A 25,824-nucleotide genomic window follows, 5' to 3' on the forward strand; every position below is an offset into this window, starting at 1 on the left:
GGCGCGCATAGCGCGGCATTAGGCTGAGCACATGGCCATCGACCTGCATCATTACAACGTGACCGTGGACTGGACCGGGAACCTCGGCACGGGCACGAGTTCCTACCGCGCCTACTCGCGGGACCACACCGTCCAGCTGCCCGGGCTGCCCCCGCTCCCCGGCTCGGCGGACCCCACCTTTCACGGGAATGCCGAACGGTACAACCCCGAGCAGCTCCTGCTCACCGCGCTGACGCAGTGCCACATGCTGTCGTACCTCCACGTGGCGGTCCAGCACGGGGTGACCGTCACGGCGTACCGCGATCACGCAACCGGGACCATGCGGCTGAACCGCGACGGCAGCGGCCAGTTCGAGGAGGTCACCCTGCACCCCGAGGTCACCGTGGCGGATCCCGCGCATCGCGAGCTCGCCGACGAGCTGCACCGCGAGGCCAACCGCCTGTGCTTCATTGCGAACAGCGTGAACTTCCCGGTCCATCACGAACCGAGCGCGCGGGCCTGACGGTCCGCCTGCTCCTTCGGCGCCCCTGGCAGGACGCGCCCCCGGTAAGGACGGGCCGCGCCTACCGCAGCGGGGCCTACCGCAGCAGTCCCAGCAGTTCAGCCTCCCGGGCCGCGCTGAGTCCTGCCTTCCGCTCCCGGTCGAAACCCTGACGCCGCTCCCACTCGAGAGTGTCGGCCCAGGTCTCCTCACGATGACGCTGACGCAACCCCGAGGCGACGGCTCCCGCCGCGGTGCGGGTCATGAAACCCTCATAGCCGGCCGGGAGCCAGACGGGGAGCGACCCGGGGCCGGCCCACGGAGCGACGCCCTGTTCCTCCAGCCAGGCGTCCTCGGCGACGGCGGGCTCGCCGTCGAACCCTGAGACGCGCAGCCATTCGGCCACCTCATCCACCCAGGGCCGGGACGCGCCGGCCGCATTGAAGGTTCCCGCCAGGCGCCGTTCCGCGGCGGTCAACAGGAACGCGGCGTAATCCCGGACGTCCAGGTATTGCACGCTCGAGCGTTCCCCGCGGGGCAGCAGCACCCGGCCTCCCTGGGAGAGTCGGGCGGGCCAATAGCCGAACCGGTCGCTCGGATCACCGGGACCGACCAGCAGCCCCGGCCGGCTGATGTGGGCGCGTTCCGGGAGGGCGTCCAGGACTTCCAGCTCGCAGCGGACCTTCGCCGGCCCGTACTCCTCCATGGACGCCATCGGCGTGCCGGCCGGGAGCGGATCCAGCAGCTCCGCCGTCTCGTCGGCCTCCGGCACGTCATGCGCGGCGTAGACGGAGCAGCTGGACACGAGGGTCCAGTGCGCCGCCCGGTCCGCCAGGGCCTCCAGAGCCCAGGCCGCATGGTGCGGCTGGCGCGTCACGTCCACGACGGCGTCGAAGTCTCCTGTGAGCGCGTCCAGGGCGGCGGTCCCAGCTTCCCGGTCGGCCCGGTGCCAGTGGGCGCCATCCGGGGCCGCTCCACTCTCCCCTCGGGCGAGGATGTGGACCTCGTGGCCCGCGGCGAGGGCCTGCCGGGCCAGTTCGGACGAGAGGAATGCGGTGCCACCGAGGATCGCTATGCGCATGCGTTCAGGCTACGGCGCTAGGGTGGTGAAGGCCATGGCTTCCGCCCACGGCAGAGATCGACACGTACGGCGAGGAAAGGACCCGAGTGGCAGTCAAGACAGGCAGCAGTGAGCAGGCGGCGATCGTGATGACAGGAGCGTCCGTCGATTTCCTCGAAGTGGCGATCGTGATCGCGGTCGGAGTGCTGATCTGGGCGCTGGCGACCTTCTTGATCCGCAAGGTCACCAAGCGGATCGCCCAGGGGATCACGTTCCTGAAGAAGGAGCGCTTCCGCTGGGTGGCTCCGGCGCTGCAGGCTCTGGAGAGCCAGCGCCGCGAGCAGCGGGCCAAGACGATCGGCTCCCTGCTGACGAGCGTGACCACGGTGGTGATCTCCGTGATCGTCGTGTTCTACGTTCTCAAGGCGTTCGGCGTGGACATCGCGCCGCTCCTGGCGAGCGTCGGCGTGGTCGGCATCGCGATCGGCTTCGGCTCCCAGCAGCTCATCCGGGATTACCTCGCCGGCATCTTCATCAGCCTCGAGGACCAGTACGGCATCGGGGACCGGATCGTGACCAGTGAGGTCGAGGGCGTCGTGAAGGCCGTGGGTCTGCGGATCACCAAGGTCGAGGGAGACGACGGCACCATCTGGTACCTCCGGAACGGTGAGATCATGAGGGTGGGCAACCGCTCACAGGGCAACTACGTCCCCGCAGAGACCCCCTCCGGCACGGAAGAAGGACAGTAAGCGCATGGTCAACCCCGAGGAGCGTCCGCAGCTCATGCGCAACGACCCGTTCTCGCAGCCCACGTACACGGACAGCTTCTACGAGCTGATCGGTGGTCACGAGACGTTCGTGAAGCTGGTCGATGTGTTCTACGAGGGCGTGGCCCAGGACGAGCTGCTCCGGCCGATGTACCCCGAGGAGGACCTCGGCCCCGCGAAGCACCGGCTCACGATGTTCTTCGAGCAGTACTGGGGCGGGCCGAACACTTACAGCCAGGAGCGCGGCCACCCCCGTCTGCGGATGCGGCACTTCCCCTTCACCGTGACGGCGGAGGCCCGCGACCGCTGGCTCCTGCACATGCGCACGGCCGTGGACGCCCTCGAACTGGCGCCCCTGCACGAGGCGACGCTCTGGGACTACCTGGAACGCGCCGCCCACTCCCTGGTCAACACGCCAGGCTAGGTCTCCTGGAGTCTTCGGGGCGCGCCTTCGGGTGCCCTGGGGAAGGATCAGCCGAGCAGGCTGGCAGGGCGACGCACCAGCACGTGCCCGGCGGGCGTGCTCAGCCGCCACCAGGTGCCGTGGCGGAAGAGGGTGGCGTCGGCGTCGTCGGTCAGGAATCCGAGGGCATGCGCAGCGAACGCCGCACCCCGCGGCAGTTCCGCGGCGGATTCCGCTGCCTCGCCCTGCTGCACGATCCACGGCGCCGTGAACGGCTCGCCCCAGACGCTCGCGCGGGCATTGTTGACGATCAGCGCACCCGGACTGTCCGGCAGGATCCCCGCCACCCGGCGGATGCCTTCCTCGGCTGCGTCTCTCAGGGCGGCGCCGGACACGGCGGCGACCGGCTCCCAGGGACCGCGGGGCACCCCGACGCCGGCCCACGACTCACGCACCGTGGTCGGCGGGATCTCCAAGTGGGACGCCTCCGGCTGTCGCGCCACCCGGTCAAGGATCGCCGCGAGCGGGACGGTGACGTCGAGCTCCGCGGGGGCGGCCAAGGCGACCGTGCGCAGACCCAAGACGGTCGGCGTCGACTCGCCCAGCAGCGCGGGACGCAGCACGCAGACCGAAGCCAGGAGGACGGGTCCCGCGGCTTGCAGCCGGATGCCCGAATCCTGGATCGACTTGGCGCGCGTCACGAAGTTCTTCAGGTCTGCGAGGTCCCGGGCGTCGCTGAAGTCCAGCTGCTCCGGGCGGAAGAGGGTGGGTGCTTGCACCTCATCGACTTTACTCGGGCCTGCGCCGCCAAGGGTCGCGCTGTGTCATACGCCTCAATGGCCGGTCCCGGCCTACGCCGCCATGCCGATCAGCGACGACGGCGGAACGGCACCGCCTCACCGTTCCACTGTTCCAGCGCGTGCCGCTGAGCGGGGCTGAGGCGGACGGGCACGCCGCTTGCGCGGTTGACCAGGACCATGGACGACGCCGCCAGGGCATACACGGCCGAGCCGTCCGGTTCCGCCACCTCGTACCCGAAGTCGAAACTCGAGCCGCCGATGCCCGTCACCCAGATGTTGACGTGCACTGGATCGGTGCGGAAGAGCAGCGGCTTGACGTACTCGATCTCGTGCCGTGCCACCAGGGTGAAGTTCTCCACGCCCACCAGATCGTCGAAGGAGTCCTCCTCCGCGGCGCCCGCTCCCGCATCCTCGCCGAGAGCCCGGTGGATCAGCTGCACGCGCGCATCCTCGAGATAGCTGAGGTAGACCACGTTGTTCACGTGGCCGTAGCTGTCGATGTCGCCGAAGCGGATCTGGACGGGGAAACTCAGGCCGGGTCGTTCTGTCATGAAGGAGATTCTTCCAGATCGGCGCGGCAGTCCTCGTCCCGCAGGCCGCACCGGGTGGCCTTCCGCCGGGCCCGGAGGATCACCGCCGAAACGCCACCACGCTCTCGGTTGAGCCTGCCGGAAGACACTGAGTAAAGTCGGCTCCATGACTGCAGAGCGTGATCGTCCCAGCCCCACCGTTCCGGACTTCCAGGAGACCGGGCGGAAGGCCACTCAGGAACTGCTGAAGCTGTTGGAACTGGACGACTTCAACGGCATCAGGACGGACGAGGACATCTTCGTCGGGCCGGTGCACGAGCAGCCGCGCAGCCGCGTGTTCGGCGGTCAGGTCCTGGCGCAGTCCATCATGGCGGCCGGTCGCACGGTCGATCCGGAGCGCGCCGTCCACTCGATGCACGGGTACTTCCTCCGGGCCGGTGATTCCCAGGAGCCCATCACGTTCGGGGTCCAGCGCCTGCGGGACGGAAGGTCCTTCTCCGCCCGCCGCGTGCACGCCTACCAGGGCGGTGTGCCGATCCTCTCGATGATCGCGTCCTTCCAGACCGAGGACGAGGGCGTGGACCACTTCGAGCCGATGCCCCAGGGGATGCCGGATCCTGAGTCGCTCCCGTCCACCGCCGAGCTGCTGGCCGGGATCGACCATCCGGTGGCCCGGTACTGGGCCTTCGAGCGTGCCTTCGACATCCGGCACATCGACGCCCCGCTCTACCTGAGCGCCGATCCTCAGGCCGGAAGCCGGAACGCGGTGTGGATGAAGACCTTCGACAAGCTGCCGGACGATCCCGCGCTGCACCGCGCCGCCCTCGCCTATGCGAGCGACTACACGCTGCTGGAGCCGATCCTGCGCAGGCACTCTCTGGCCTGGAGCAAGCCGGGGATGAGCGTCGCCAGCCTGGACCACGCCATGTGGTGGCACCGACCCGTCCGCGCTGACGAATGGCTCCTCTACGTGCAGGACTCCCCCAGCGCCCAGAACTCCCGTGGCCTGGCGCAGGGCCGGATCTACGACCGGAACGGCGTCCTCGTCGCGTCCGTGGCCCAGGAGGGCATGGTCCGCGTCCCCGAGCTGTAAGGCACACGGGACCGGCGCCGCCTCGTTTTAGGACGGAAACGGCAAGGGCCGACGACGGCGGTCTCCCGCGGTCGTCGGCCCTTGCCGTTGCGCTGTGTCTTAGTCAGCCGCGCTGACCTGTCCGGCCTGTCGCGATCAGTCGCGGGTCAGGCGGCGGTGCGTCACGCGGTGCGGACGGGCCGCTTCGGCGCCCAGACGGTCGACCTTGTTGGCCTCGTAGGACTCGAAGTTGCCCTCGAACCAGTACCAGTTGGCCGGGTCTTCCTCGGTGCCTTCGTAGGCCAGGATGTGCGTGGCCACTCGGTCCAGGAACCAGCGGTCGTGGCTGACCACCACGGCGCAGCCCGGGAACTCGAGCAGCGCGTTCTCGAGGCTGCTGAGGGTTTCGACGTCGAGGTCGTTGGTGGGCTCATCGAGGAGCAGGACGTTGCCGCCCTGCTTGAGGGTGAGCGCCAGGTTCAGGCGGTTGCGCTCACCACCGGAGAGCACACCGGCCTTCTTCTGCTGGTCCGGGCCCTTGAAGCCGAAGGCGGCCACGTAGGCGCGGGACGGCATTTCGACCTGACCCACCTGAATGAAGTCCAGACCGTCGGAGACGACCTCGAAGAGGGTCTTCTCGGGATCGATGCCGCCACGGCTCTGGTCGACGTAGGAGATCTTGACCGTGTCACCGATCTTGAGCTCGCCGCCGTCCAGGGGCTCCATCCCGACGATCGTCTTGAAGAGCGTCGACTTGCCGACGCCGTTGGGGCCGATGACACCGACGATGCCGTTGCGGGGCAGGGAGAAGGTCAGGCCGTCGATCAGGACGCGGTCATCGAAGCCCTTGCGCAGGTTCTCTGCCTCGATGACGAGGTTGCCCAGGCGCGGTCCCGGCGGGATCTGAATCTCTTCGAAGTCGAGCTTGCGGGTGCGCTCGGCCTCCGCAGCCATCTCCTCGTAGCGGGCCAGACGGGCCTTGGACTTGGTCTGGCGGCCCTTGGCATTGGAACGGACCCAGTCCAGTTCCTCGGCCAGGCGCTTGGCCATCTTGGCGTCCTTCTTGCCCTGGACTTCCAGACGGGCGCGCTTCTTCTCCAGGTAGGTGGAGTAGTTGCCTTCGTACGGGTAGAGACGGCCACGGTCGACTTCACAGATCCACTGAGCGACGTGGTCCAGGAAGTAGCGGTCGTGGGTGACCGCCAGGACGGCGCCTTCGTAGTTGCTGAGGTGCTGTTCCAGCCACAGCACGCTCTCAGCGTCCAGGTGGTTGGTGGGCTCATCGAGCAGGAGGAGGTCGGGCTTCTGCAGCAGGAGCTTGCAGAGTGCGACGCGGCGGCGCTCACCACCGGAGAGGACCGTCACATCGGCGTCGCCCGGCGGGCAGCGCAGTGCATCCATGGCCTGCTCCAGCTGGGAGTCGAGGTCCCAGGCGTTGGCGGCGTCGATGGCCTCCTGCAGCTTGCCCATCTCTTCGAGGAGAGCGTCGTAATCCGCATCGGGATTGGCCATCTCTTCGGAGATCTCGTTGAAGCGCTGGACCTTGGAGTAGATCTCAGCGACACCTTCCTGGACGTTGCCCAGGACGGTCTTCTCCTCGTTCAGAGGAGGCTCCTGGAGAAGGATGCCCACGGTGTAACCGGGGCTCAGCCGGGCCTCACCATTGGAGGGGGTGTCCAGCCCGGCCATGATCTTGAGGATGGTCGACTTACCAGCACCGTTCGGGCCCACGACACCGATTTTGGCACCGGGGAAGAACGACATGCTGACGTCATCGAGAATGACCTTGTCACCAACGGCCTTGCGAGCCTTGGTCATCGTGTAAATGAATTCCGCCATGACCTTAAATCTAGTGCGTGGGCGCGCCGAAGTCCTATTCGTTCCTCGAACCGCCCCACGCTGGCATCGCAGCCGGCGCGCCTCCGGCCCGCCGCGTCACCGCACGAAAGGTCCTGACGGCTGAGCTCAGGCGCCGGTCCGAGGAGCGCCCTGGTCGCCGACGAAGCACTTGCCGTTGCTCAGCGTCGGCAGCACAGCAGTGCTGACCGCTCCATCCCGGAGGTAGACGAACACACAGTTCTTGGGGGCCACCACTGCCGCGCCGACCACGGAGTCCGCTTCCAGCCCGGTCGGGGTGACCGAGTTGCTGACCTCCACCGCCACGCCCGGACTGACCGCCGCCTGCAGGGCCTTGCGGACCGCGTCCGTGGACGGCTTGGAGACTCCCTTGAGGCTCTTCTCCACGGAAGCCTGGACCTTCAGCCTCGCTTGCTCGGCAGGGTTCGGTGTTGCGGCGGAGCCTGCGCCCGCCGTCGTCGGGGATTCCGGCGCCACTGGTCCCGGGGCCGGAGAGCTGCACGCGCTCAGGAGAAGGCCCAGGCTCACGGCGCCCGCCGCCAGGAGGCGGCGCAGATGACCGCCGCGCCGCACGTCGGACCCTGACCACACACGGTAAAGTGCGGGCTCACGGAAGGAGGATTGCGGGGCGGGAGCGGAGGGCTTCATCAGGCGTTATTGTGCCATGCCGCCCCGTCAGGATGCCGGGACCCCGCCTCCCCTGGCCCGGATCCCCCATCCGCCGGGGCGCTCAGGCCGCCTCCGGATAGCTCCCGGACTCCTCGTCATCACGCACTACACCGAGCGGCCCGTCCTTCTGCCCCTCACCGCCCTCGCCACGTGGCGCGTCGGCCGACCGATCGTCCAGGAACTCGCCCGTGTCCGGATCCACGCGCCGCCCCTCGACCAGGAGCACGTCCTCACGTGCCGCCTGCGTCCCGGTCTCGGGCTCGCGGTTCGCAGGCTGCTGCGCGACGCTCCGCTGATAGTTCGCCGTCCCCCAGCTGAGGTCGTGGCCGATGCTCTCCGCATCGATCTGCGCGACGTTGTAGATCCTGCCGTCCCGTTCCCATTGCCGGAGCTTCAAGCGGCCCATGACCACCACGCGCTGGCCCTTCTTGACGCTGCCCGCGATGTTCCCCGCCAACTGGCGATAGGCCTGGACCGTGAACCAGTTGGTGTCCCCGTCCACCCATTGCTGCGTGGCCCTGTCGTAATGCCGGTCCGTGGAGCCCAGGCGGAAGTTCGCCGTGTTGACGCCGCCGTTGGTGGTCCCGGGCCGGACGTCCCCGGCCACGAAACCCCGCACCGTGATGATGTCTGCCATGGTCTTTCCTTTCTCGTGCTGAATCGATGACTCCAGCCTGGGCCAGGGCATCCCGCTCCGGACCGATGTATCCCCGTATGTGGACACCTCGCGCAACTGGCGCTCCACAACTTCGGGGTAGACTCGATGGGCCGCCGGGTTACCCCGGCCGGCCCCTGTAGCTCAGTGGATAGAGCAGCGGCCTTCTAATCCGACGGTCGGGGGTTCGACTCCCTCCAGGGGCACCAGCCCGGATGCCCGGGCCTCCTTTCACCGGAGGCCCGGGCATCTCGCGTTCAGGCGCTGACGCACCCTCTTTCCCCTCTCCGGATCACCCTTGGCACCAGGAATCGTGCCGCACTCTCATTTTCTGCCCGAATTCGGGCGGATTTTTGCCACTCGACTCCGAATAGGGCAATACTCCCTGTATGCCTGACCACGACCTCATCCGCCGGATCGCCGGTTCCACGGGCCTGCCCGAGTCCGTCGCGGCCCGGGTGATCGAGGACGTCCTCGCCGTGCACTCCGAGACGGTCGACAGCTACGTCCGGCGCCGTCACGCGGAATTGCAGATCCACGGCACCCGTAACACCGAGGCCTTCGAACTCATCGCGGCCGAGCTCAAGGACCGCCCTTTTGCGGCGCCCGACCTCTCGGTCCGGCAACTGCGCCGCATGATCTACGGCTGAGCCGGCACCGCCCGGCTCAGCCACCCAGCATCACCATCCAGCCCCTCGACCCCCAGGAGACTCCCCATGTGCGGAATCGTCGGATACATCGGCCACCAGCCGGCCGCGCCCATCCTCATCGAAGGCTTGACCCGCCTCGAGTACCGCGGCTACGACTCGGCGGGCATCGCCGTCGTCGGCAGCAAGGGCACGACGACGGTCCGCCAGGTCGGCCGCGTGCGCCAGCTCGAGGCGGCCCTCCCCAAGCGGCTGGCCGGCAAGGCGGGCATCGGCCACACCCGCTGGGCGACCCACGGCCCCGCCGTCGAGGAGAACGCACACCCGCACCGGAGCCAGGACGGCCGGATCAGCGTCGTCCACAACGGCATCATCGACAACGCCGCCAGTCTGCGAGCGCAGCTCACGGACGCCGGCGTGACCTTCACGAGCGAGACCGACACCGAGGTGATCGCGCATCTGGTCGCGCGCTCCACCGCGGGCACCCTCGAAGAAGCGGTCCTCGACGCCCTCGGCAAGATCACCGGCACCTACGCGCTGGCCGTGCTCGACGAACAGCACCCGGACCGCATCGTCCTGGCCCGGAGCGGCTCGCCGCTCATCATCGGGATCGGGGACAAGGAGATGCTCGTGGCCAGCGACGTCGCCGCCCTCGTCCGCCATACGAACCAGGTGGTGCATCTGGAGGACGGCGAACTCGCCACCGTCACGGCCACCGGCTTCAGGACTTTCGACCGCGGCAACAGCCCCACCAGCCGTGAGCCCGTCGAGATCAGCGTCGCCGCCGAGGACCTGGAACTGAGCGGTTACGAGCACTACATGCTCAAGGAGATCCACGAGCAGCCCGACGCGGCGGCCATGGTCCTGCGCGGACGCCTGGACGAGCGCTTCGCGACCGCCCGCCTGGACGGCCTCGGCCTGGACCCCCGGGAACTGCGCGGATTCCGCCGGGTGAAGATCCTGGGCTGCGGCTCCGCCTACTACGTCGGCCAACTGGGCGCCCAGTTGATCGAGGACCTGGCCCGCATCCCTGCGGACGCCGAGGCCGCGTCCGAATTCCGGTACCGTCAGCCGATCATCGAACCGGACACGCTCTACGTGGTGGTCAGCCAGAGCGGCGAGACCGCGGACACCGCGTTCGCCGTCGAGGAGATCAAGCGCAAGGGCGGGCGCGTGATCGGCGTCGTCAACGTGGTCGGCTCCACGATCGCCCGGACCGTGCACGGCGGCATCTACCTGCACGCCGGGCCTGAGATCTCGGTGGCCTCCACCAAGGCGCTCACCAACATGGCCCTCGCGTTCGCCCTCCTCGCCCTGCACCTGGGCCGTCTTCACGACCTCTCGCATGCCGAGGGCGAGCGCATCCTGCGCGGTCTGCAGCGCATCCCGCAGCAGGTGAAGGCGATCCTCGACGACGCCGGCCAGGTGACCGCGCTCGCGCAGGAGATCGCGAAGGCGCGCAGCGTGTTCTACATCGGCCGGGTGCGCGGCTTCCCGGTGGCGCGGGAGGGCGCACAGAAGCTCAAGGAGATCAGTTACATCCACGCGGAGGCGTACCAGACGAGCGAACTCAAGCACGGCCCGCTGGCCCTGATCGACGAGCAGATGCCGACCATCGCCGTGATCCCGGATGACATGCTGACCGACCGCAACGTCGCCGCGGCCGAGCAGGTCCTCGCCCGCAAGGGCCCTCTCGTGGCGATCACCCACGAGTCCGTCGACCTCGCGCATCTGAAGACACACACGATCGTCGTTCCGAAGAACGAACCCGAGCTGGACCCGATCCTCCTCACGATCCCGACGCAGCTGCTCGCCTACCAGGTGGCGGTGCTTCTGGGTCATGATGTGGACAAGCCGAGGAACCTCGCCAAGTCCGTCACCGTCGAGTGACCCGGGCGGCCGGACCGGCCGAGCGATGAACCGAACGATCAGGAGCACCCATGAGCACACCCTGGCGCGACGCGTGGCACACCCTCAGGCCTCGGCCGGATGACCCTCATGGGCCGCTCGCCCCGATGCTCGTGCTCCTGACCGTCGTGACGGGCCTCGTCGACGCGTTCAGCTACCTCGAGCTGGGCCGGGTCTTCGTGGCGAACATGACCGGCAACGTCGTGTTCCTGTCCTTCGCCCTGGGCGGGGCGCCGGGCTTCCTCTGGTGGGCGTCGCTCCTGGCGGTGCTGACGTTCCTGCTCGGGGCGTTCCTCGGCGGCAGGATCGGCGCGACCTCGGGCGGTCACCGTGGCCGGCATCTGTTCGCAGCAGCGGCCACCCAGACAGCCCTCCTCCTCGCGGCGGTGATCCTCACACTCATCGTCCCCACGCCGGCGCCCCGGGATTCGTACGACGGCGTTCTGCTGACGGTCCTGATCGTCATCCTCGGCATCGCCATGGGCCTCCAGAATGCGACGGCGCGCGGTCTCGGCGTCCCGGACCTCACCACGACGGTCCTGACCATGACCCTCACGGGCATGGGCGCGGACAGCAGGTTCGCGGGCGGCCGGGACAGCCGGATCGGCAGGAGACTCCTCTCGGTGGTCGCCATGTTCCTGGGAGGACTGTGCGGGGTCCTCCTCATCGAATCGGGGCAGGGCCGCTGGGTCCTGGTGTGCGCCACGCTCCTGCTGGGAGGGGTCACGCTGTGGACGGCACGCTCCCGTCGCGCCACCACCGGCTGGGTGACCAAACCCGCCTGAACGGGATCGGAAGGGGCCGGGCTGAACTCCCCGTGACGGACGGCCCGGCTAAGATCGACTGGTGCTGAACACCCCCGAACCGCGGAAGACCCGGCTGCCCTTCGAAGTCTGGGCCCTCGTGGCCGGAGGGTTCACCGTGGCCCTCGGCTACGGCGTGGTGGCGCCGGTCATCCCGCAGTTCGCGCTGGAGTTCGGGGTCTCGAATTTCGCCGCCTCAGCCATCGTCAGCGCCTTCGCACTCATGCGGGTGGTCTCCGCCCCCGTGGCCGGCCGCGTCATCGACCGTTTCGGCGAACGCCGCACCTACATCACGGGCATCCTGATCGTCGCACTGTCCACGGGTGCATCCGCCCTCGCCGTCGACTACGCCCAGTTCCTCGTGCTCCGGGGCGCGGGTGGCATCGGCTCCGCCCTCTTCACCATCGCGGCGACCGCCCTGTTGATCAAGGTGAGCCCGCCCGACGCACGCGCCCGGGTCGCGAGCCTGAACGCCGCCGGTTTCCTGCTGGGCGGCCTGCTGGGACCCGTGTTCGGCGGCATCGTCACGGCCTTCGGGCTGCGCGCGCCGTTCGTGTTCTACTTCTTCACCCTGCTGGCGGCGGCCACCGTGGTCGCGATCGCCCTCCGCGGTTCGAGCCACGCGGCGCGGAGCGTGCCTCTGCCCGGGGCCGAGGCGCCGGTGGCCTTCCGGACCGCGCTGGTCATCCCCCAGTACCGCGCATTGCTCCTGTCGGTCTTCGCTTTCGGCTGGACGTCCTTCGGGGTGCGCGTATCCGTGATCCCGATCTTCGTCGTCGTCGGTCTGCACGGCGACCCGGCGACGGCGGCCTGGGTTCTTGCCGCCTATGCGGCGGGCAATGCCGCGCTCATCTTCCCGGCCGGACGCTGGGGCGACACCATGGGCCGCAAGCCCTTGCTCGTCTCCGGACTCCTGCTCATGACAGCGGTGTATCTGCTGGTTCCCGCGGTCCCGATCCTCTGGGCCACCCTCGCCCTCATGGTGATCGCCGGCATGGGGTCCGCCCTGGTCAATCCGGCGCAGCAGGCCGTGCTCGCGGATGTCCTGGCGCAGCGCCGCGGCGGCAACGTGGTGGCGGCCTATTCGATGGCGAGCGACCTGGGCGGTGTGCTCGGTCCGCTCATCGCGGGTGCGCTGCTCGACGCCGCGGGCTTCGGCTGGGCGTTCTCCGTCACCGCCGCGCTGCTCGCCGCCGCCACGCTCACCTGGGCGCTGGTCCCGGACTCACGCAAGCTCCAGTCCGCGGATCCCGTGGACACCGCGCCCGGGCGCTGAACCCGGACACCGAACCCGCGCGGACCGTCGCCCCGGACGGCGCCTGTGCGTCAGCCGGCTTTGCGCTTCCGCAGACGCGGAGCGTTGAAGAGGTGATGCGTCTTCCGGTCCGTGTAGATCAGGTGCAGCACGAGCACCACACCGACCGCGATCGCCACGCCCCGTGCCACGGGCATCCCGAACGGGATCCAGCCGAACACGCTCAGCTGGTCGGTCAGGGCGATCAGGACGAAGAACACCGTCAGGTAGTACACCAGGCGGAGCTGCCAGCCCTCCGCGATCCCGGTCATGCCGAAGAAGACCAGGAGCCAGACCATGTACCAGGGCTGGATCACCGGCGCGAGCACCACCACGGCGGCGAACGCCCAGGCGTTGTTCCGCAGGATCTCCCGCGTGAAGTCCTGGTCCTTGCGGGGCCAGCGGAACACGAGCCAGAGGACCACCAGGACGGACAGCACCTTGCCGATGGTGAGGATGACGTCGGTGACGGGGTCGCCTGAGCCCCCGAGCAGCTGCACCACGAATCCGACGGCGTGACCGACGAGTCCCACCGGGGCGAACCAGATCCAGACCGCGCCCGGCGTCTGGAGGGCGCCCAGCCAGCCGAAGCCCAGCCCGTTCAGGTACCCGACCACCGCCAGCAGCCCCAGGGAGATGCCCGCCGTCGCGCCCCAGCAGAGCAGACGGCGCGGCCAGCGCGCGTCACGGCCGGCCCACAGGAGACCCGCGAAGGGCAGAGCGAGGATGGTGATGGGTTTGATGGCGATCGACGCGGTGATCAGGATGACCCCGCGCACGGCCCGGCGGGTCGCGGCGTAGTACAGGCCGGCCACGACGAGCCCCATCATGAGGGAGTCGTTGTGGCCGCTCGCGACGAAATTGATCAGGAGCACCGGGTTCAGCACCACGAGCCAGAGCGTGCGCTCCGGGTTGAGGCCGGCCAGCGAGGCGATGCGCGGCAGGTAGATGTACAGCAGGACCACACCGAGCACCCCGGCGAGCCGGAACAGGAACAACGCCGGTTCGGGGATTCCACCGGACACGAGCACGGCGCCGAACTCAATCCACAGCCACAGCGGACCGTATGGCGTCGGCGCTTCGGTCCAGAGGGTGTCGGGCCCCAGGTTGAAGTAGTTGCTCAGCGAGGAGATCCCGTTGGTGTACGGATCGAGGCCCTCCAGCATGAGGCGGCCCTGTCCGATGTACGCGTACATGTCCCGGCTGAAGAGCGGCACGGCGAACACCATCGGGGTCACCCAGTACCAGAGCGCCTTCTTCAACAGCGGCCGCGTCTCCGGAGTCCATTCGCCCACCTTCTGGCCGAGACGCAGCCAGGCACGCAGGAGCAGCACGGCGCCCGCGCAGAGCAGGACGGTGCACACGACGACGGCGGGCAGCGTGGTGCGCGCGACGATGAAGGGCCAGGTGCGGATCAGGACGCTGCTGGTGCCGGCCAGCCAGCCGACACCGACGGAGCCCAGGGTCATCAGAACGGAACCGAGCAGTCCCTGGCGCAACGCCACCTTGACCCCGCCCCCAGCGGGCTTCGGCGCACTCATCTGCAGTCCTGGTTCCTTCCGACACTCTGAATCTGTGGCACGTGATGGAAGGCACGTGCCCGGCCCGGTGACCGCGTGGCACCCGGGCGGAAGCGGCACCCGGAGGTCGCCGCACCCCCACCGAGGCTATCCGAGCGTTCTCAGGATCGGCTGGGAAGAGGGTACTGGGATAAAATGTACCGTCTGGGCCTCTGTCTCCGTACCACCACGCCCAGGCCGAGGCCGCGCGTGTTGGCCGTGGACCCATTCGCTGGCAGACAAGGACAAGCCCATTTTCTCCGACGCCTTCTTCTCGAAACTGACGGACCTCAGGACAAGGCTCATCCCCCGCCGAGCCCAGGACTGGCTGACCACCCCTCGCGGTCTCTGGACCGGTTTCGGAGTGCTCCACGCGGTCTTCCTGATCTTCGCCCTGGTGCTCGCCACGCGCAATGAGGCCTTCAGCGACACCTTCATCTACCGCGACTGGGTGGCGGCCGGGTTCAACGACCAGCTCATCTCCGGCCCGAGCCCCTGGGTGTACCCGATCCTGGCCCTGCCGCCGATGGCGATCGCCTACGCCTTCGGGCCCGCGCTGTTCTTCTTCCTCTGGGTGCTCATGATCACGGTGCTCAATGGCATCGCGCTGGGGATGCTCACCGACTGGGGCCGGAACCGGAAGTCCATGACGGCGGCCTGGTGGTGGCTCAGCTTCGTGTTCCTCATGGGCTGGCTCGGCTTCGCCCGGGTGGACGGCTTCACCGCTCCGATCGTCCTGATCGCCCTCATCCACGGCGTCCGCCGGCCTTTCGTGGCCTCCGTGATCCTCGCCGTCGGCACCTGGATGAAGGTGTGGCCCGCCGCGGTCATGCTCGCGCTCTTCGCCGTGGTGAAGAACCGCGTCCGCGTGATCCTCGGCGGTGTGGTGGTCACCGCGGGTGTCGCCGCCGTCGCCGCCGCGCTCGGTGTGCTCCCCCGCCTCCTCAACTTCCTGACCCAGCAGGGTGACCGCGGCATGCAGCTCGAAGCCACGTTCACCACGCCGTGGCTCTGGCTCTCCGTGCTCGGCGTCGGGGACTCCCACATGTACATGAACACGGACATCAACTCGATGCAGGTGGACGGCCCCGGCACCACCGTGATGTCGGCCCTCATGCAGCCGCTCCTGGTCCTCGCCGCACTCGTGGTGACCGGCCTGGTGTTCTGGGCCCTGCATCAGGGCAAGCAGCGCGGCGGCATCGACCGCACCGAGCTGCTGCTCGCGGGTGCGCTGGCCCTGACCACGGCGTTCATCGTGTTCAACAAGGTGGGTTCCCCGCAGTTCATGGTGTGGCTGGCTCCCGCGGTCGCGCTCGGTCTGATCCACGACTTCAAGGCGTGGCGCACGCCGGCCGTCATGCTGATCCTGATCGCGATCACCACCTTCCTCATCTACCCGCTCTTCTACGACGCGCTGAGCCACAACAATCCGCTCATGGCCCTGGTCCTTACGGTCCGGAACCTGCTGCTCGTCGGCCTGCTGGTGATCTCCGTCCACCGCCTGTACGTCCTGGGCCGCGACGCCAAGACCGCCGCCCCGGCCGTCACCGCGGCCTAGGAGCTGACCATGCTGGATCGTCTGACCTCCCTGCGGGACCGTCTCCTGCCCGCCTCCGTCGTGGCGTGGTTCGGCACCCGTGCCAGCGTCTGGTGGGGCTTCGCCGTGGTGCACGGCTACTTCCTGGCGTGGATGGCGTCCTTCTTCCTCCGGGGGGACACCTTCAGCGACACCGAGCAGTACCGCCAATGGGCCACCGGCGTGGTTCCGGACCGCCCCGGCATGGCGCCCATCACCCCCTGGGTGTATCCGGCGCTGGCCCAGATCCCGATCCACCTGGCGAACGTCTTCGGCCCTTCGCTGTACCTCCTCGGCTGGTTCCTGCTCATCACCGCCCTGAACGCCTGGGCCCTCGTGGTCCTGCTGTCCGGTCCGCGCCGGACGACCGGCATCGCGCCGGCCTGGTGGTGGATGTTCTTCCTGGTGTTCATGGGCTACCTGAGCTTCGCCCGCGTCGAGGGGGTCGTGGCGCCGATCGTGCTGGTGGGCCTGCTCGCCGCGGTGCGCCGTCCGGTGCTTGCGGCCGCCCTCCTGAGCGTCGCCACGTGGATCAAGGTCTGGCCGGCCGCGGTGATCGCGCCGATCATCATCGCCAGCCGGGACCGGCTCAAGGTCCTGGCCACCGGCGTGGTGGTCACGGTGCTGGTCGCCGTGGGCCTCTGGAGCACGGGCAACCTCTCCCACATCGCCGACTTCATGCTCCAGCAGGGTGAACGTGGCATGCAGCTGGAGGCGACCTTCTCCACCCCCTGGGTGTGGCTGAGCGTCTTCGGGATCGCCGGCTCCCGCATCGCGGACAACGTCGCGATCAACTCGTCCGAGGTTTACGGCCCAGGCGCCTCCGTGGCCGCCTGGCTCATGCAGCCCCTGTTCCTGCTGGTGATCGTCGGCGGCGCCGCGATCCTCGTCTGGGCCCTGCGCCGTGGCGCCGAGCGCGAGGAGCTGTTCCTCGAGGGCGCGCTCCTGATGACCACCGCGTTCATCGTATTCAACAAGGTGGGTTCCCCCCAGTTCATGATCTGGCTGGCACCCGTGGTCATCGCCGGCCTCACACACGACTGGGACCGCTGGAAGGTCCCCGGCGCACTGCTCATGGTCATCGCCATGACCACCTTCGTCATCTACCCGCTGTTCTACACACCGCTGATCCACGCGCACCCGGTCATGGCCGCCGTGCTGACCCTGCGGAACGTGCTGCTGGTGGTCCTGCTGGTGTGGTCGATCCGGAGGACGCTGGACCTCGGGCGCAGCGCCTCCCGCCGCGCGGAGGACGCACCGGCCCCGGCTCTCTGAACCACGGCTGCGGCCACCACCGCCTGACAGGACGACGACGGCGCGCCACCGGCGCGCCGTCGTCGTCCTGTTCCGTCTCCCGGCTCCGCGTCCGGGCCGGGCCAGGCGCCCCCGCTCAGGCGCGCGCTGCGCGGCTCAGATGACGCCCCAGTTGCCGTCCGCCCGACGACCGCCGAACAGGGCCTTGCGGGTGTGCACGTCGAGGAACGCGAGGTACACGGTCATCCCGAGCGCCACGAAGAAGGCGATCGAGGAGACCGGCACGCCCAGCTGGACGAAGGAGTAGACCGAAAGCTGGTCCTGCGCTCCGAACACCACGAAGAAGGTCACCACGATGTAGAGGGACTTGACCTGCCAGTCGTTGCGGATGCCGGTGGCCGCGAGCAGCGGCACGAACCACAGGATGTACCAGGGCTGGATGATGGGCGAGAGCAGGACGATCGACGCCATGGCCAGGCCCGCGCGCCGCACCAGGTGCTCGTGCTTGCCGCGCAGGATCAGCAGGGCCGCGATGACCATCGAGCCCACCTTCAGGAGGGTCCGGAAGCCCGTGGCGATGTCGCCGCCGGGCAGACCGAGCGCGTTGAAGATCATCTCCAGCTGCTGTCCCAGGAAGCCCGAGGGCGCATAGCCGGTGTATCCCGGGGTGGGATCCGTGAGGGCGAACAGCCACCCCATACCGAGGTGGTACGGGATCCCGCTGACCACGAGGATCGCCAGGGACCCCACGCCGCTGATGGCCCAGAACACCACTTTCCGGAGCCAGCCGGCGCCCTTGCCGGCCCACATGAGCGCCAGGAACGGCAGGAAGACCACGGTGATGATCTTCACCCCGATCGACGCCGTGATGAGCAGCAGAGCGGTCTTGTGTCTTCCCACCGAGGCGAAGTAGAAGGCCGCCACCGCGAGGCCGATCATGAGCACGTCATTGTGCGCACTGGCCACGAAGCTGATGATGAAGAGCGGGTTCGCCACGGCCAGCCACAGCGCCCTGCCCGGGTTGATGCCGTGCTGAGCCGCGAGCTTGGGGACGTACACGATACACAGCACGACGCCGATGAGAGCGACCACCCGGAAGAGCAGGACGGAATAGTCCGGCTGAGCTCCCGTGATGCCCACGACCGCGCGGGCCAGCCAGAGGAAGTACGGCCCGTACGGAGTGCGGTTCTCCGCCCAGGCCTTGTCCGCGCCCAGCTGGAACCAGTTGCTGAGCGAGGAGATGCCTTGCGTGTACGGGTCGAGGCCCTCGGCCACGAGCCGTCCCTGACCCGTGTAGGCGTAGATGTCACGGGAGAAGATCGGGACGGCGAAGAACAGAGGCAGCGCCCACAGGGAGATCGCCCAGACCACCGCCTTGAGCGAGCCGGTCCCCCAGCCACCCAGCCGTTGCCCGAGCCGGATCCAGGAGCGGATGAGGATCATGGCGCCGAGGCTGAGCGCCAAGGTGGACGCCGCGATGCCCTGGCCGTCGGTGCGGAGGAAGATGACCAGCGGATGCCGGAGCATGGGTGAGGCGGGGGCGATCCAGCCCATGCCGATCGACCCGGCGAACATCAGGAAGGAACCGACGGTCCCTTCGATGATGGCCGGCCAGGGATTGCCGGCCCATGGCTCGCGCCAGGACAGACGGCGCTTGCGGTCCGGTTTTTCCACGGTGGTGCTGTCCTGCGTCTCCGCCATGCCCGTCACCACCGCCACCCGTCCGTTCCTACCACTTCCATTCCAGCGTGCCGGCAGGGGTGATCGTCGGCCGGCCGGCCGCGCCCCTGCTTTTGCAGACGCCATTTTATCAGCGCGGCCGCCGCATAAGCGGAAGGCGGCCACCCCGAGCCGCCGGTCTGCCGGTCTCCCGCACCACTGACCGGTAGTCTGTCCTCGTGGCTAAAACACAAGAGCGAATTGTCTGGATCGACTGCGAGATGACCGGGCTGGACCTGGAACACGACGCCCTGATCGAGGTGGCTGCCCTGGTCACCGACTCGGAGCTGAACATCCTGGGTGACGGCGTGGACGTGGTGATCAAGCCGTCCGACGAGGCACTGGCCCAGATGAACGACTTCGTCCGCCAGATGCACACGGACTCGAAGCTGCTGGATGAACTCCCCCACGGCATGACCATGGCGGAGGCGCAGGAGAAGGTCCTGGCGTACATCAAGGAATGGGTTCCCGGGGTCGGCGTCGCCCCTCTGGGCGGCAACTCCATCGGCACGGACAAGATGTTCCTGCTCCGCGACATGCCGGAGCTGGTGAACCACCTGCACTACCGGGTGATCGACGTGAGCACCATCAAGGAGCTCTCCCGCCGCTGGTTCACCCGGGCCTACTTCCAGGCGCCGGCCAAGCACGGCGGTCACCGCGCACTGGGCGACATCCGCGACTCCATCGACGAGCTGCGCTACTACCGCCAGGCCGTCTTCGTCCCGGCCCCGGGCCCGGACACGGCCACCGCGCGGGAGATCTCCGCTCAGATCTCAGCCGCCCCCGAGAGCGCCGCCACCGCGGCCCGACTCGGGCAGGAGCTGTAATCTGCGCCACTCGCTGAAACTTTTTTCGCGAAAAGTGCCAAAAGTGGCACGAAGTGGGTTCCGGAGCAGGTAAGCTAGTTGACGTTGCTTTTCGGGGGAACACCGGGAAACCTGTCCGTCGAAAGCCGCATGGTGGGCGTAGCTCAGTTGGCAGAGCGCCTGGTTGTGGTCCAGGAGGTCGCGGGTTCAACCCCCGTCGCTCACCCCATGTGCCGGCCCCAGCATTTCGATGCTGGGGCCGGTTTGCTTTTCGTGGTGCCTCCCCTCCGGTCAGTGCTCGTTTCGTTTTGGTCGATGCAACTCACTCCTCGTCTCAGTTGAGGTGGAGCGGATCCGACAGCAATCGAGACGTAGCTGAATGCCTGGCGGATCGCAGTTCGGCCGTCGATGGCGATTGGGAATCATGGACGTTGTGGGCACCTCTTCGCTCGCAGCACGGAGCCTCCTTAACTCTTCATGGCCAACCCATTCATTGCGCAAGCTCAACTATCACACCTAGGACTACGTGAGATTTCGTCGCAGTCCCTTGTGCCGGCACCGCGCACCCTGTGGCGGCCTACCGATGCCACTGATGCCGAGGTACCGACCATGTGCTTAGCAAGATTGCCACCCGTTCCATCACGAGTCTGACCTTTGCATTGAAACCGGCCCAAGTCTCGCCTGGAAAGACCGCTTCGACGATCCCGAACATCGGTAAGTTTGGGTTGACAATGACTCGCGGGTCATTGATCTCGTAGTGCATGCATCGATTGCGCACCATCTTGCCGTGCGAGGAAAGTATCGCCCGAACCGCGCTATCAGCCAATAGCTCTCTCAACAGCGGCAGCGACTTACTGTTCGCCGAATCGTAGTGCTTCGCAATTCGCACCAAAGCAGTCAGGGAGTGGTACAGCGTGATGGTCCGGGCACGGAACACAGCGAACTCGTGGCCAGGTTCGCTATGTGACGCGACGATAGCAAGAGTGTTCATGTCGCCTTCGATGCCGAGCAGTAGCATCTTAAGAGCATCCGGGAAATCGCCCTCAAAACGTTGTCGTAGATATCTGTCGGACCGCTTGTCCATGCCTCTGATTGCCGGGACACCAGTCAGGTCCAGAGTCGCGGTCGACTCGGCGGGATTTAGACCAGCTGCTCCGAGAACGGCGAGCATGCCGCCCCATTCCTGGGTTACGGCCTGCAAATCATGACCCGCGATGGTTCCGTCTGTCTCGACGCTGAGGCCAAGACGGTAGGCAGTCGGCCAACTGGCACCTAGCAACCGCCCGTCTGCCATATAGAGTCCGATGTCGCTTTCGAGCCATCTCGTCCATGGGCCGGCATTGCCGGTAAAGGTAGAACGGTGCTCGGTGATGACCTGATCGAGCTCGCCGAGGATAGTGTCATAAGACTTCCTTTTATCATCGAGCATCTTAGTGATGTGTCGGCCGCGCTCGGTGACTGAGGCAAATGTGCTACCCAGAAGATTCGCAAGTTGTGGGATGCCCACATGAGAATTGCGTGACCTAAGTGCCGCCGATCCTTCATATACGATGCGGACGAAGTGATGCCCGAGGAGGAGTGCGATATAGGGGTTGAGGTCAGGCATGCTTTGAGCAGAGAGAACGAGATCCATCGCCCAGCGAGCATCCTCAGCGATCATCTGACGTGCTGCCCTGCCACGCGCCTCTGCTCCAGTATCGTTCGCCGACATGAGTCGAACAATACTTGAATGCCTCCCGACGTTGAACTGTGGCGTGTCGTGCGAATTTCTTCCGTATCCGCTCAATGCCATTTCCCCTGTCAGTCCCGCTCTTTAGACTGGCGGTGCGATTCCAGACGACGGAACGGCGCGGCCACGTGACCGGACAAATGCACCAGAGAGGGGACACCATGGAGCTTCGTCTCCGCGAGCTGAGGGATGCGGACCTGGACGCGGTCTTCGCGTGGGAAAGTGATCCGGCCGGCGTCGGGCTGGCAGCCTTCACCCGGAGCGATCCGAGCGATCGCGACGCCTTCGACGAGCACTACCGCAGGATCCGGGAGGAGCCGTCCAATCTGATCCGCGTGATCGAGGCCGCGGGCACACCGGTCGGGACGATCTCCAGCTTCTGGATGGACGGAGACCGCGAGATCTCGTACTGGGTCGCGCGGGAGCACTGGGGCCAGGGCATTGCGTCCCGGGCACTCGGCCTCTTTCTCGCGGTGGAGACCAACCGTCCGCTGCGAGGCCGGGTCGCCGAGACCAATCCCGCATCCCGTGCCGTGCTCCGGAAGAACGGCTTCGAGGAGGTCGGGCAGGACACCGGTTATGCGGCCGGCGTCGGCCGCGAGGTGACGGAGTACCTCTACCGCCTCGACGCGCGCTGAGGTCTCCACCGGGGATGCCGTCGGAGACGCCGCGCGGCGGTTGCCGGGAACGTGACACCTGAGCAGGCAGAATGATCGGTGAACCCGGCCATCAGCAGCGAGGATCCCCCATGCGCCACCGCCCCTTCCGCCAAGTCGACGTGTTCTCCGGAGCCCACTACCGGGGCAACCCCCTCGCGGTCGTCCTTGATGGCGACGGGCTGGATCCCGAGCAGATGCAGGAATTCGCCCGCTGGACGAACCTCTCCGAGACCACGTTCCTGCTACCGCCGGACTCCCCCGAAGCCGACTACCAGGTCAGGATCTTCACCCCGCTCACGGAGCTGGCGTTCGCGGGCCATCCCACGCTGGGCAGTTGCCACGCCTGGCTCGCCGCCGGCGGCACAGCCCGGAACGCGGATCACGTGGTGCAGGAATCCGCCCAAGGTCTGGTCCGGGTCCGGCGCGATGACGGCTTGCTGCATTTCGCCGCCCCGGATCCTCTCCTGGAGCCGGTCCCGGAGGAGCTTCAGGCGGAGGTCGCCCAGGCTCTGGACCTGCCGGACGGCGCCCTGCTCGGCGCCTGCTGGATCGACAACGGCGCACGCTGGATGGGATTGCTCCTGCGCGACGTCGAGACGCTGCGAGCGGCAAGTCCGCAATCGGCCGTGCTGCGGGCACTCGGGGTCAAGGCAGGGATGTGCGCACTGCACCCGAGGCGCGACGGCGAGGAGCCTGTTCTGGAGGTCCGCGGCATCACCCTGACACAGCAGGGCACCGCGGAAGACCCCGCGACCGGCAGCCTGAATGCCGGGCTGGCGGGCTGGCTGTCCCGTGAAGGAGTCCTGGACACGCCCTACGTCGCCCATCAGGGCACCGGCATCGGCCGGGCCGGCCGCCTGTTCCTGACCCGTGACGCCGAGGGCCGGTTGTGGGTGGGCGGTGCGGTGCGCGACGGCTTGGCGGGTACCGTCCTGCTGTAACTCCGGCCCCGCCACGCCGCACCGCGTCTACTCCGTACCTACTCCTTGCGCTTGCGCCGTCCCAGGAGGTTTTCCCGGTGCTCCGGGCGCATCGACTGGGCGGCCTTCGTCACCCCCATGACGATCGCCTGCTGACGGCGGCTGCTCAGACCGTCCCACCATGCGTCCGCACTGCGCGGGCCGGACTCGATGGCGTCGTCGTCGGACTCCAGGCCGAACTTCTCGGACAGATCCGCCACGAGGGCTTCCCGCCGCAGGCGGTCCGCCCGGCGGACATTCCGCTGGAGTGCTTTGAAGGTCGCCACGCACATGAGAATCATCACGACGCTGAAGGGCAGTGCGATGGAGACGGCGAGCGTCTGAATGGCCGCAAGACCCCCGGCGAGCAGCAGTGCCGCGGCCAAGGCCGCCGTCGCGAGCGTGAAGAAGACCCGGATCCAGTTCCGCGGCTCGGTGTCCCCGCCCGTGGCCAGCATGGCCATCACCAGGGAGCCGGAGTCCGAGGACGTGATGAAGAAGATCGCGGAGAGGATGATCGCGCCCACCACCAGCAGACCGCCGGCGGGAAGCTGCTCCAGCACCTGGAACAGGGCCGCGTTCGCATCCACGCTGCCGTCGGCCGCGATCACCGAGGTGTAACCCGCGGTCTTGTTCATCTCGTGGAAGATCGCCGTGCCACCCAGGACGCCGAACCAGACGAAGGTGATGAGGGCCGGGACGAGCACCACGCCGAGGATGAACTCCCGGACGGTGCGGCCGCGGGAGATGCGCGCGATGAAAACGCCCACGAACGGCGCCCAGCTCATCCACCAGCCCCAGTAGAAAGTGGACCAGGAGGCCTGCCAGGCCTCACCGGCGGCGCCCGTGAACGCGGAGGTGTCCGTGGACATGCCCAGCCAGTTCTGCAGGTAGTGCCCCACGGACTGCACGATCTCCTTGGCCAGGAACTGCGTCGGGCCGACGATCAGGATGAAGAGCAGGAGTGCGCCCGCGAGGATCAGGTTGATGTTGGAGAGCCACTTCATGCCGCGAGAAACGCCCGACAGCACCGACCACAGCACGAAGCACGTGACCACCACGATGATCACGTATTCGATCCAGTGATTGTCAGCGGCGATCACGCCGAGGGATTTGAGGCCAGCGCTGATCTGGGTCACGCCGAGACCGAGCGAGGTGGCCACCCCGAAGACGGTGCCGACCAGGGCCACGACGTCGATGGTGTTGCCCCAGCCGCCGCGCATCGCTTTCTCTCCGAACAGCGGCTCGAGGGCCCAGCGCACGGCGAGGGGCCGCCCCCCGGCGATGGATGGCGTGCGCCAGCGCCAGGCCGACGACGACGTAGATCGCCCAGGGCTGGAATCCCCAGTGCAGGAAGGTGGTCGCGATGGCCTCCTGCGCCTGGGCGCTCGGCTGGAGGTGCTGCCCGGCGAGGGACGGCTTGGGCGTGGCGAAATGGGTCAGTGGCTCGGTCACTCCGTAGAAGACGAGGCCGATGCCCATGCCGGCCGCGAAGAGCAGGGCGAACCAGCTCACCAGGGAGAATTCGGGGTCATGGTCGGGACGTCCGAGCTTGACGTCGCCCTTCCGGGAGAACCCGAGGTAGACGCAGAAGAGCACGAAGCCGAACGCGAGGAGGACGTACCACCAACTGAAGTTGGCGATGATCGCGCCCTGGACGGCCGCGATGCCGACGCTCATGCCCTCAGGGCTGACGATGGTCGCCGTCACGAAGGTGAGGACGATGACCGCGGTGGGCCAGAACACCCAGCGGGCGATCCCGGTCCGGGAGACTGTCGAAGGGACGGGCGGGCTATTGCTCTCCGTGCTCATGCTTCGACCGTATCCAAGCGCTGAATGGACGGGCAAGCCGACGGTCCCGCCCTGCGGGCCCGTCAGAGCCGCACGGTTTGTCCGGGATTGCGGCTTCCGGTAATGTTTCCGGACGTGCCCCACGGCACGGTTCCAGGGCTCCGGCCCGCTTGGCCGTATCGGATTCCGATGCGGCCTTATTCGTTCATCCGCACATCGGCAAGAGGGGAAGTGGCGGCCATGGCAGTCCGTCCTGTGACTATCTGGGGCGAACCGGTGCTCCACCGCCGGGCCGACGAGGTCACCGTGTTCGATGACGAGCTGCGCGCTCTCATCGCGGACATGTTCGAGACCAATGACGCGGCCAACGGCGTGGGCCTGGCGGCGCCGCAGATCGGTGTCGGCCTCAGGATCTTCGTCTATAAATACGCCAATGAGGACGGTGTCCCGCCCGAGGGCGTCCTGGTGAATCCCCGCCTCACGCTGTCCAAGGTCTCCGGGGCCGCGCCGGATCCGGAGGACCACGTGGAGGGCTGCCTCTCCTTCCCGGGCGAGCATTACCCGCTCCAGCGCGCCGACTGGGTCCGCGTCGACGGCTTCGACGGCTTCGGCGAACCGGTCTCCTTCGAGGCCACCGGCTGGTTCGCGCGCGTCATGCAGCATGAGTACGACCACCTGGACGGGCTGCTCTACGTGGACCGCCTGATCGACCGTTACGCCCGCCGCGCCAAGCGCCAGGTGAAACGCAACGGCTGGGGTGTTCCGGGCCTGACGTGGATGCCCGGCGTCGACCCGGATCCCTTCGGCCACGACACGGAGGACTGAG

At 67.7% G+C, this 25,824-nt stretch carries 24 protein-coding genes, 2 tRNA genes and 1 pseudogene; 16 read left to right on the forward strand and 11 right to left on the reverse strand.

The window, feature by feature from the left end; translation table 11 throughout:
- The first annotated feature begins 31 nt into the window (after nucleotides 1-31).
- Nucleotides 32-502: an OsmC family protein gene (locus QFZ52_RS08660; RefSeq protein WP_307497210.1), complete on the forward strand. Its 471-nt coding sequence runs from the start codon at nucleotides 32-34 to the stop codon at nucleotides 500-502.
- A 76-nt stretch (nucleotides 503-578) separates the two neighbouring features.
- Here the strand turns inward: QFZ52_RS08660 and QFZ52_RS08665 are convergent, their stop codons facing one another.
- Nucleotides 579-1,562: an NAD-dependent epimerase/dehydratase family protein gene (locus QFZ52_RS08665; RefSeq protein ID WP_307497211.1), complete on the reverse strand. Its 984-nt coding sequence runs from the start codon at nucleotides 1,560-1,562 to the stop codon at nucleotides 579-581.
- A 128-nt stretch (nucleotides 1,563-1,690) separates the two neighbouring features.
- On the opposite strand from QFZ52_RS08665, the gene QFZ52_RS08670 reads away from it, so the two are divergent.
- Both QFZ52_RS08670 and QFZ52_RS08675 read left to right on the forward strand, forming a co-directional pair.
- A complete protein-coding gene (locus tag QFZ52_RS08670) occupies nucleotides 1,691-2,290 on the forward strand; it encodes a mechanosensitive ion channel family protein (protein ID WP_066211865.1) in 600 nt (199 codons plus the stop codon).
- A gap of 4 nt (nucleotides 2,291-2,294) precedes the next feature.
- On the forward strand, nucleotides 2,295-2,732 hold the full coding sequence (locus tag QFZ52_RS08675; RefSeq protein WP_307497212.1) for a globin: 438 nt from the start codon (nucleotides 2,295-2,297) through the stop codon (nucleotides 2,730-2,732).
- 47 nt (nucleotides 2,733-2,779) lie between these two features.
- On the opposite strand, the gene QFZ52_RS08680 is transcribed toward QFZ52_RS08675, so the two are convergent.
- Entirely contained in the window at nucleotides 2,780-3,490 is a 711-nt protein-coding gene (locus tag QFZ52_RS08680; protein WP_307497213.1) for a hypothetical protein, read from the reverse strand.
- 89 nt (nucleotides 3,491-3,579) lie between these two features.
- On the reverse strand, nucleotides 3,580-4,062 hold the full coding sequence (locus QFZ52_RS08685; RefSeq protein ID WP_307497214.1) for an acyl-CoA thioesterase: 483 nt from the start codon (nucleotides 4,060-4,062) through the stop codon (nucleotides 3,580-3,582).
- A gap of 145 nt (nucleotides 4,063-4,207) precedes the next feature.
- Here QFZ52_RS08685 and QFZ52_RS08690 point away from each other — a divergent pair, with 145 nt between their 5' ends.
- Nucleotides 4,208-5,134 carry an acyl-CoA thioesterase gene (locus tag QFZ52_RS08690; protein WP_307497215.1) on the forward strand — a complete coding sequence of 309 codons (927 nt, stop codon included), beginning with the start codon at nucleotides 4,208-4,210 and terminating at the stop codon, nucleotides 5,132-5,134.
- 135 nt (nucleotides 5,135-5,269) lie between these two features.
- Here the strand turns inward: QFZ52_RS08690 and ettA are convergent, their stop codons facing one another.
- The 3 genes from ettA to QFZ52_RS08705 form a co-directional block, all read right to left on the reverse strand.
- Entirely contained in the window at nucleotides 5,270-6,952 is a 1,683-nt protein-coding gene (gene ettA, locus QFZ52_RS08695) for an energy-dependent translational throttle protein EttA (protein WP_307497217.1), read from the reverse strand.
- A gap of 126 nt (nucleotides 6,953-7,078) precedes the next feature.
- Nucleotides 7,079-7,618: a DUF6993 domain-containing protein gene (locus QFZ52_RS08700; protein ID WP_307497218.1), complete on the reverse strand. Its 540-nt coding sequence runs from the start codon at nucleotides 7,616-7,618 to the stop codon at nucleotides 7,079-7,081.
- An 82-nt stretch (nucleotides 7,619-7,700) separates the two neighbouring features.
- Entirely contained in the window at nucleotides 7,701-8,276 is a 576-nt protein-coding gene (locus tag QFZ52_RS08705) for a single-stranded DNA-binding protein (RefSeq protein WP_307497219.1), read from the reverse strand.
- Between the two features lie 151 nt (nucleotides 8,277-8,427).
- Between QFZ52_RS08705 and QFZ52_RS08710 the strand changes: the two genes are divergently transcribed.
- From QFZ52_RS08710 to QFZ52_RS08730, 5 genes are all read left to right on the forward strand, one after another.
- Nucleotides 8,428-8,503, forward strand: a tRNA-Arg gene (locus QFZ52_RS08710).
- Between the two features lie 180 nt (nucleotides 8,504-8,683).
- Nucleotides 8,684-8,944, forward strand: coding sequence for a hypothetical protein (locus QFZ52_RS08715; protein ID WP_278266596.1), 261 nt, complete (start codon nucleotides 8,684-8,686; stop codon nucleotides 8,942-8,944).
- Nucleotides 8,945-9,010: 66 nt separating this feature from the next.
- On the forward strand, nucleotides 9,011-10,831 hold the full coding sequence (glmS, locus tag QFZ52_RS08720; RefSeq protein ID WP_307497220.1) for a glutamine--fructose-6-phosphate transaminase (isomerizing): 1,821 nt from the start codon (nucleotides 9,011-9,013) through the stop codon (nucleotides 10,829-10,831).
- Nucleotides 10,832-10,881: 50 nt separating this feature from the next.
- Complete coding sequence (locus tag QFZ52_RS08725) at nucleotides 10,882-11,634, forward strand: YoaK family protein (RefSeq protein ID WP_307497222.1); 753 nt, start codon at nucleotides 10,882-10,884, stop codon at nucleotides 11,632-11,634.
- Between the two features lie 61 nt (nucleotides 11,635-11,695).
- Nucleotides 11,696-12,928, forward strand: coding sequence for an MFS transporter (locus tag QFZ52_RS08730; RefSeq protein ID WP_307497224.1), 1,233 nt, complete (start codon nucleotides 11,696-11,698; stop codon nucleotides 12,926-12,928).
- 50 nt (nucleotides 12,929-12,978) lie between these two features.
- Here the strand turns inward: QFZ52_RS08730 and mptB (QFZ52_RS08735) are convergent, their stop codons facing one another.
- Nucleotides 12,979-14,487: a polyprenol phosphomannose-dependent alpha 1,6 mannosyltransferase MptB gene (gene mptB / locus QFZ52_RS08735; protein ID WP_307497226.1), complete on the reverse strand. Its 1,509-nt coding sequence runs from the start codon at nucleotides 14,485-14,487 to the stop codon at nucleotides 12,979-12,981.
- A gap of 271 nt (nucleotides 14,488-14,758) precedes the next feature.
- On the opposite strand from mptB (QFZ52_RS08735), the gene QFZ52_RS08740 reads away from it, so the two are divergent.
- Nucleotides 14,759-16,063 carry a glycosyltransferase 87 family protein gene (locus QFZ52_RS08740; protein WP_307498692.1) on the forward strand — a complete coding sequence of 435 codons (1,305 nt, stop codon included), beginning with the start codon at nucleotides 14,759-14,761 and terminating at the stop codon, nucleotides 16,061-16,063.
- 9 nt (nucleotides 16,064-16,072) lie between these two features.
- Nucleotides 16,073-17,356 (forward strand): glycosyltransferase 87 family protein, encoded by a 1,284-nt coding sequence (locus QFZ52_RS08745; protein ID WP_307497227.1) that lies wholly within the window; start codon nucleotides 16,073-16,075, stop codon nucleotides 17,354-17,356.
- Between the two features lie 135 nt (nucleotides 17,357-17,491).
- Here the strand turns inward: QFZ52_RS08745 and mptB (QFZ52_RS08750) are convergent, their stop codons facing one another.
- The gene (gene mptB / locus QFZ52_RS08750; RefSeq protein ID WP_307497228.1) at nucleotides 17,492-19,036 is read right to left on the reverse strand and encodes a polyprenol phosphomannose-dependent alpha 1,6 mannosyltransferase MptB; all 1,545 of its coding nucleotides are present in this window, start codon (nucleotides 19,034-19,036) and stop codon (nucleotides 17,492-17,494) included.
- Between the two features lie 197 nt (nucleotides 19,037-19,233).
- Between mptB (QFZ52_RS08750) and orn the strand changes: the two genes are divergently transcribed.
- Both orn and QFZ52_RS08760 read left to right on the forward strand, forming a co-directional pair.
- On the forward strand, nucleotides 19,234-19,881 hold the full coding sequence (gene orn, locus QFZ52_RS08755) for an oligoribonuclease (RefSeq protein WP_307497229.1): 648 nt from the start codon (nucleotides 19,234-19,236) through the stop codon (nucleotides 19,879-19,881).
- Between the two features lie 132 nt (nucleotides 19,882-20,013).
- Nucleotides 20,014-20,089: transfer RNA gene (locus QFZ52_RS08760), tRNA-His, on the forward strand.
- A gap of 348 nt (nucleotides 20,090-20,437) precedes the next feature.
- On the opposite strand, the gene QFZ52_RS08765 is transcribed toward QFZ52_RS08760, so the two are convergent.
- Nucleotides 20,438-21,571 (reverse strand): hypothetical protein, encoded by a 1,134-nt coding sequence (locus QFZ52_RS08765; RefSeq protein WP_307497230.1) that lies wholly within the window; start codon nucleotides 21,569-21,571, stop codon nucleotides 20,438-20,440.
- A 179-nt stretch (nucleotides 21,572-21,750) separates the two neighbouring features.
- Here QFZ52_RS08765 and QFZ52_RS08770 point away from each other — a divergent pair, with 179 nt between their 5' ends.
- Together QFZ52_RS08770 and QFZ52_RS08775 are read left to right on the forward strand one after the other, a co-directional pair.
- Complete coding sequence (locus tag QFZ52_RS08770) at nucleotides 21,751-22,227, forward strand: GNAT family N-acetyltransferase (RefSeq protein ID WP_307497231.1); 477 nt, start codon at nucleotides 21,751-21,753, stop codon at nucleotides 22,225-22,227.
- 110 nt (nucleotides 22,228-22,337) lie between these two features.
- On the forward strand, nucleotides 22,338-23,189 hold the full coding sequence (locus QFZ52_RS08775; RefSeq protein WP_307497232.1) for a PhzF family phenazine biosynthesis protein: 852 nt from the start codon (nucleotides 22,338-22,340) through the stop codon (nucleotides 23,187-23,189).
- Nucleotides 23,190-23,227: 38 nt separating this feature from the next.
- Here the strand turns inward: QFZ52_RS08775 and QFZ52_RS08780 are convergent, their stop codons facing one another.
- On the reverse strand, nucleotides 23,228-24,430 hold the full coding sequence (locus QFZ52_RS08780) for a BCCT family transporter (RefSeq protein ID WP_307497233.1): 1,203 nt from the start codon (nucleotides 24,428-24,430) through the stop codon (nucleotides 23,228-23,230).
- A gap of 106 nt (nucleotides 24,431-24,536) precedes the next feature.
- Nucleotides 24,537-25,019: pseudogene (locus tag QFZ52_RS08785) on the reverse strand (BCCT family transporter); the annotation flags it as partial.
- 219 nt (nucleotides 25,020-25,238) lie between these two features.
- Between QFZ52_RS08785 and def the strand changes: the two are divergent.
- Nucleotides 25,239-25,823 (forward strand): peptide deformylase, encoded by a 585-nt coding sequence (def, locus tag QFZ52_RS08790; protein WP_307497234.1) that lies wholly within the window; start codon nucleotides 25,239-25,241, stop codon nucleotides 25,821-25,823.
- Nucleotide 25,824: the final 1 nt, after the last annotated feature.

The sequence above is a fragment of the Arthrobacter woluwensis genome, from assembly GCF_030816155.1.
GTDB classification, from domain to species: domain Bacteria; phylum Actinomycetota; class Actinomycetes; order Actinomycetales; family Micrococcaceae; genus Arthrobacter_E; species Arthrobacter_E woluwensis_A.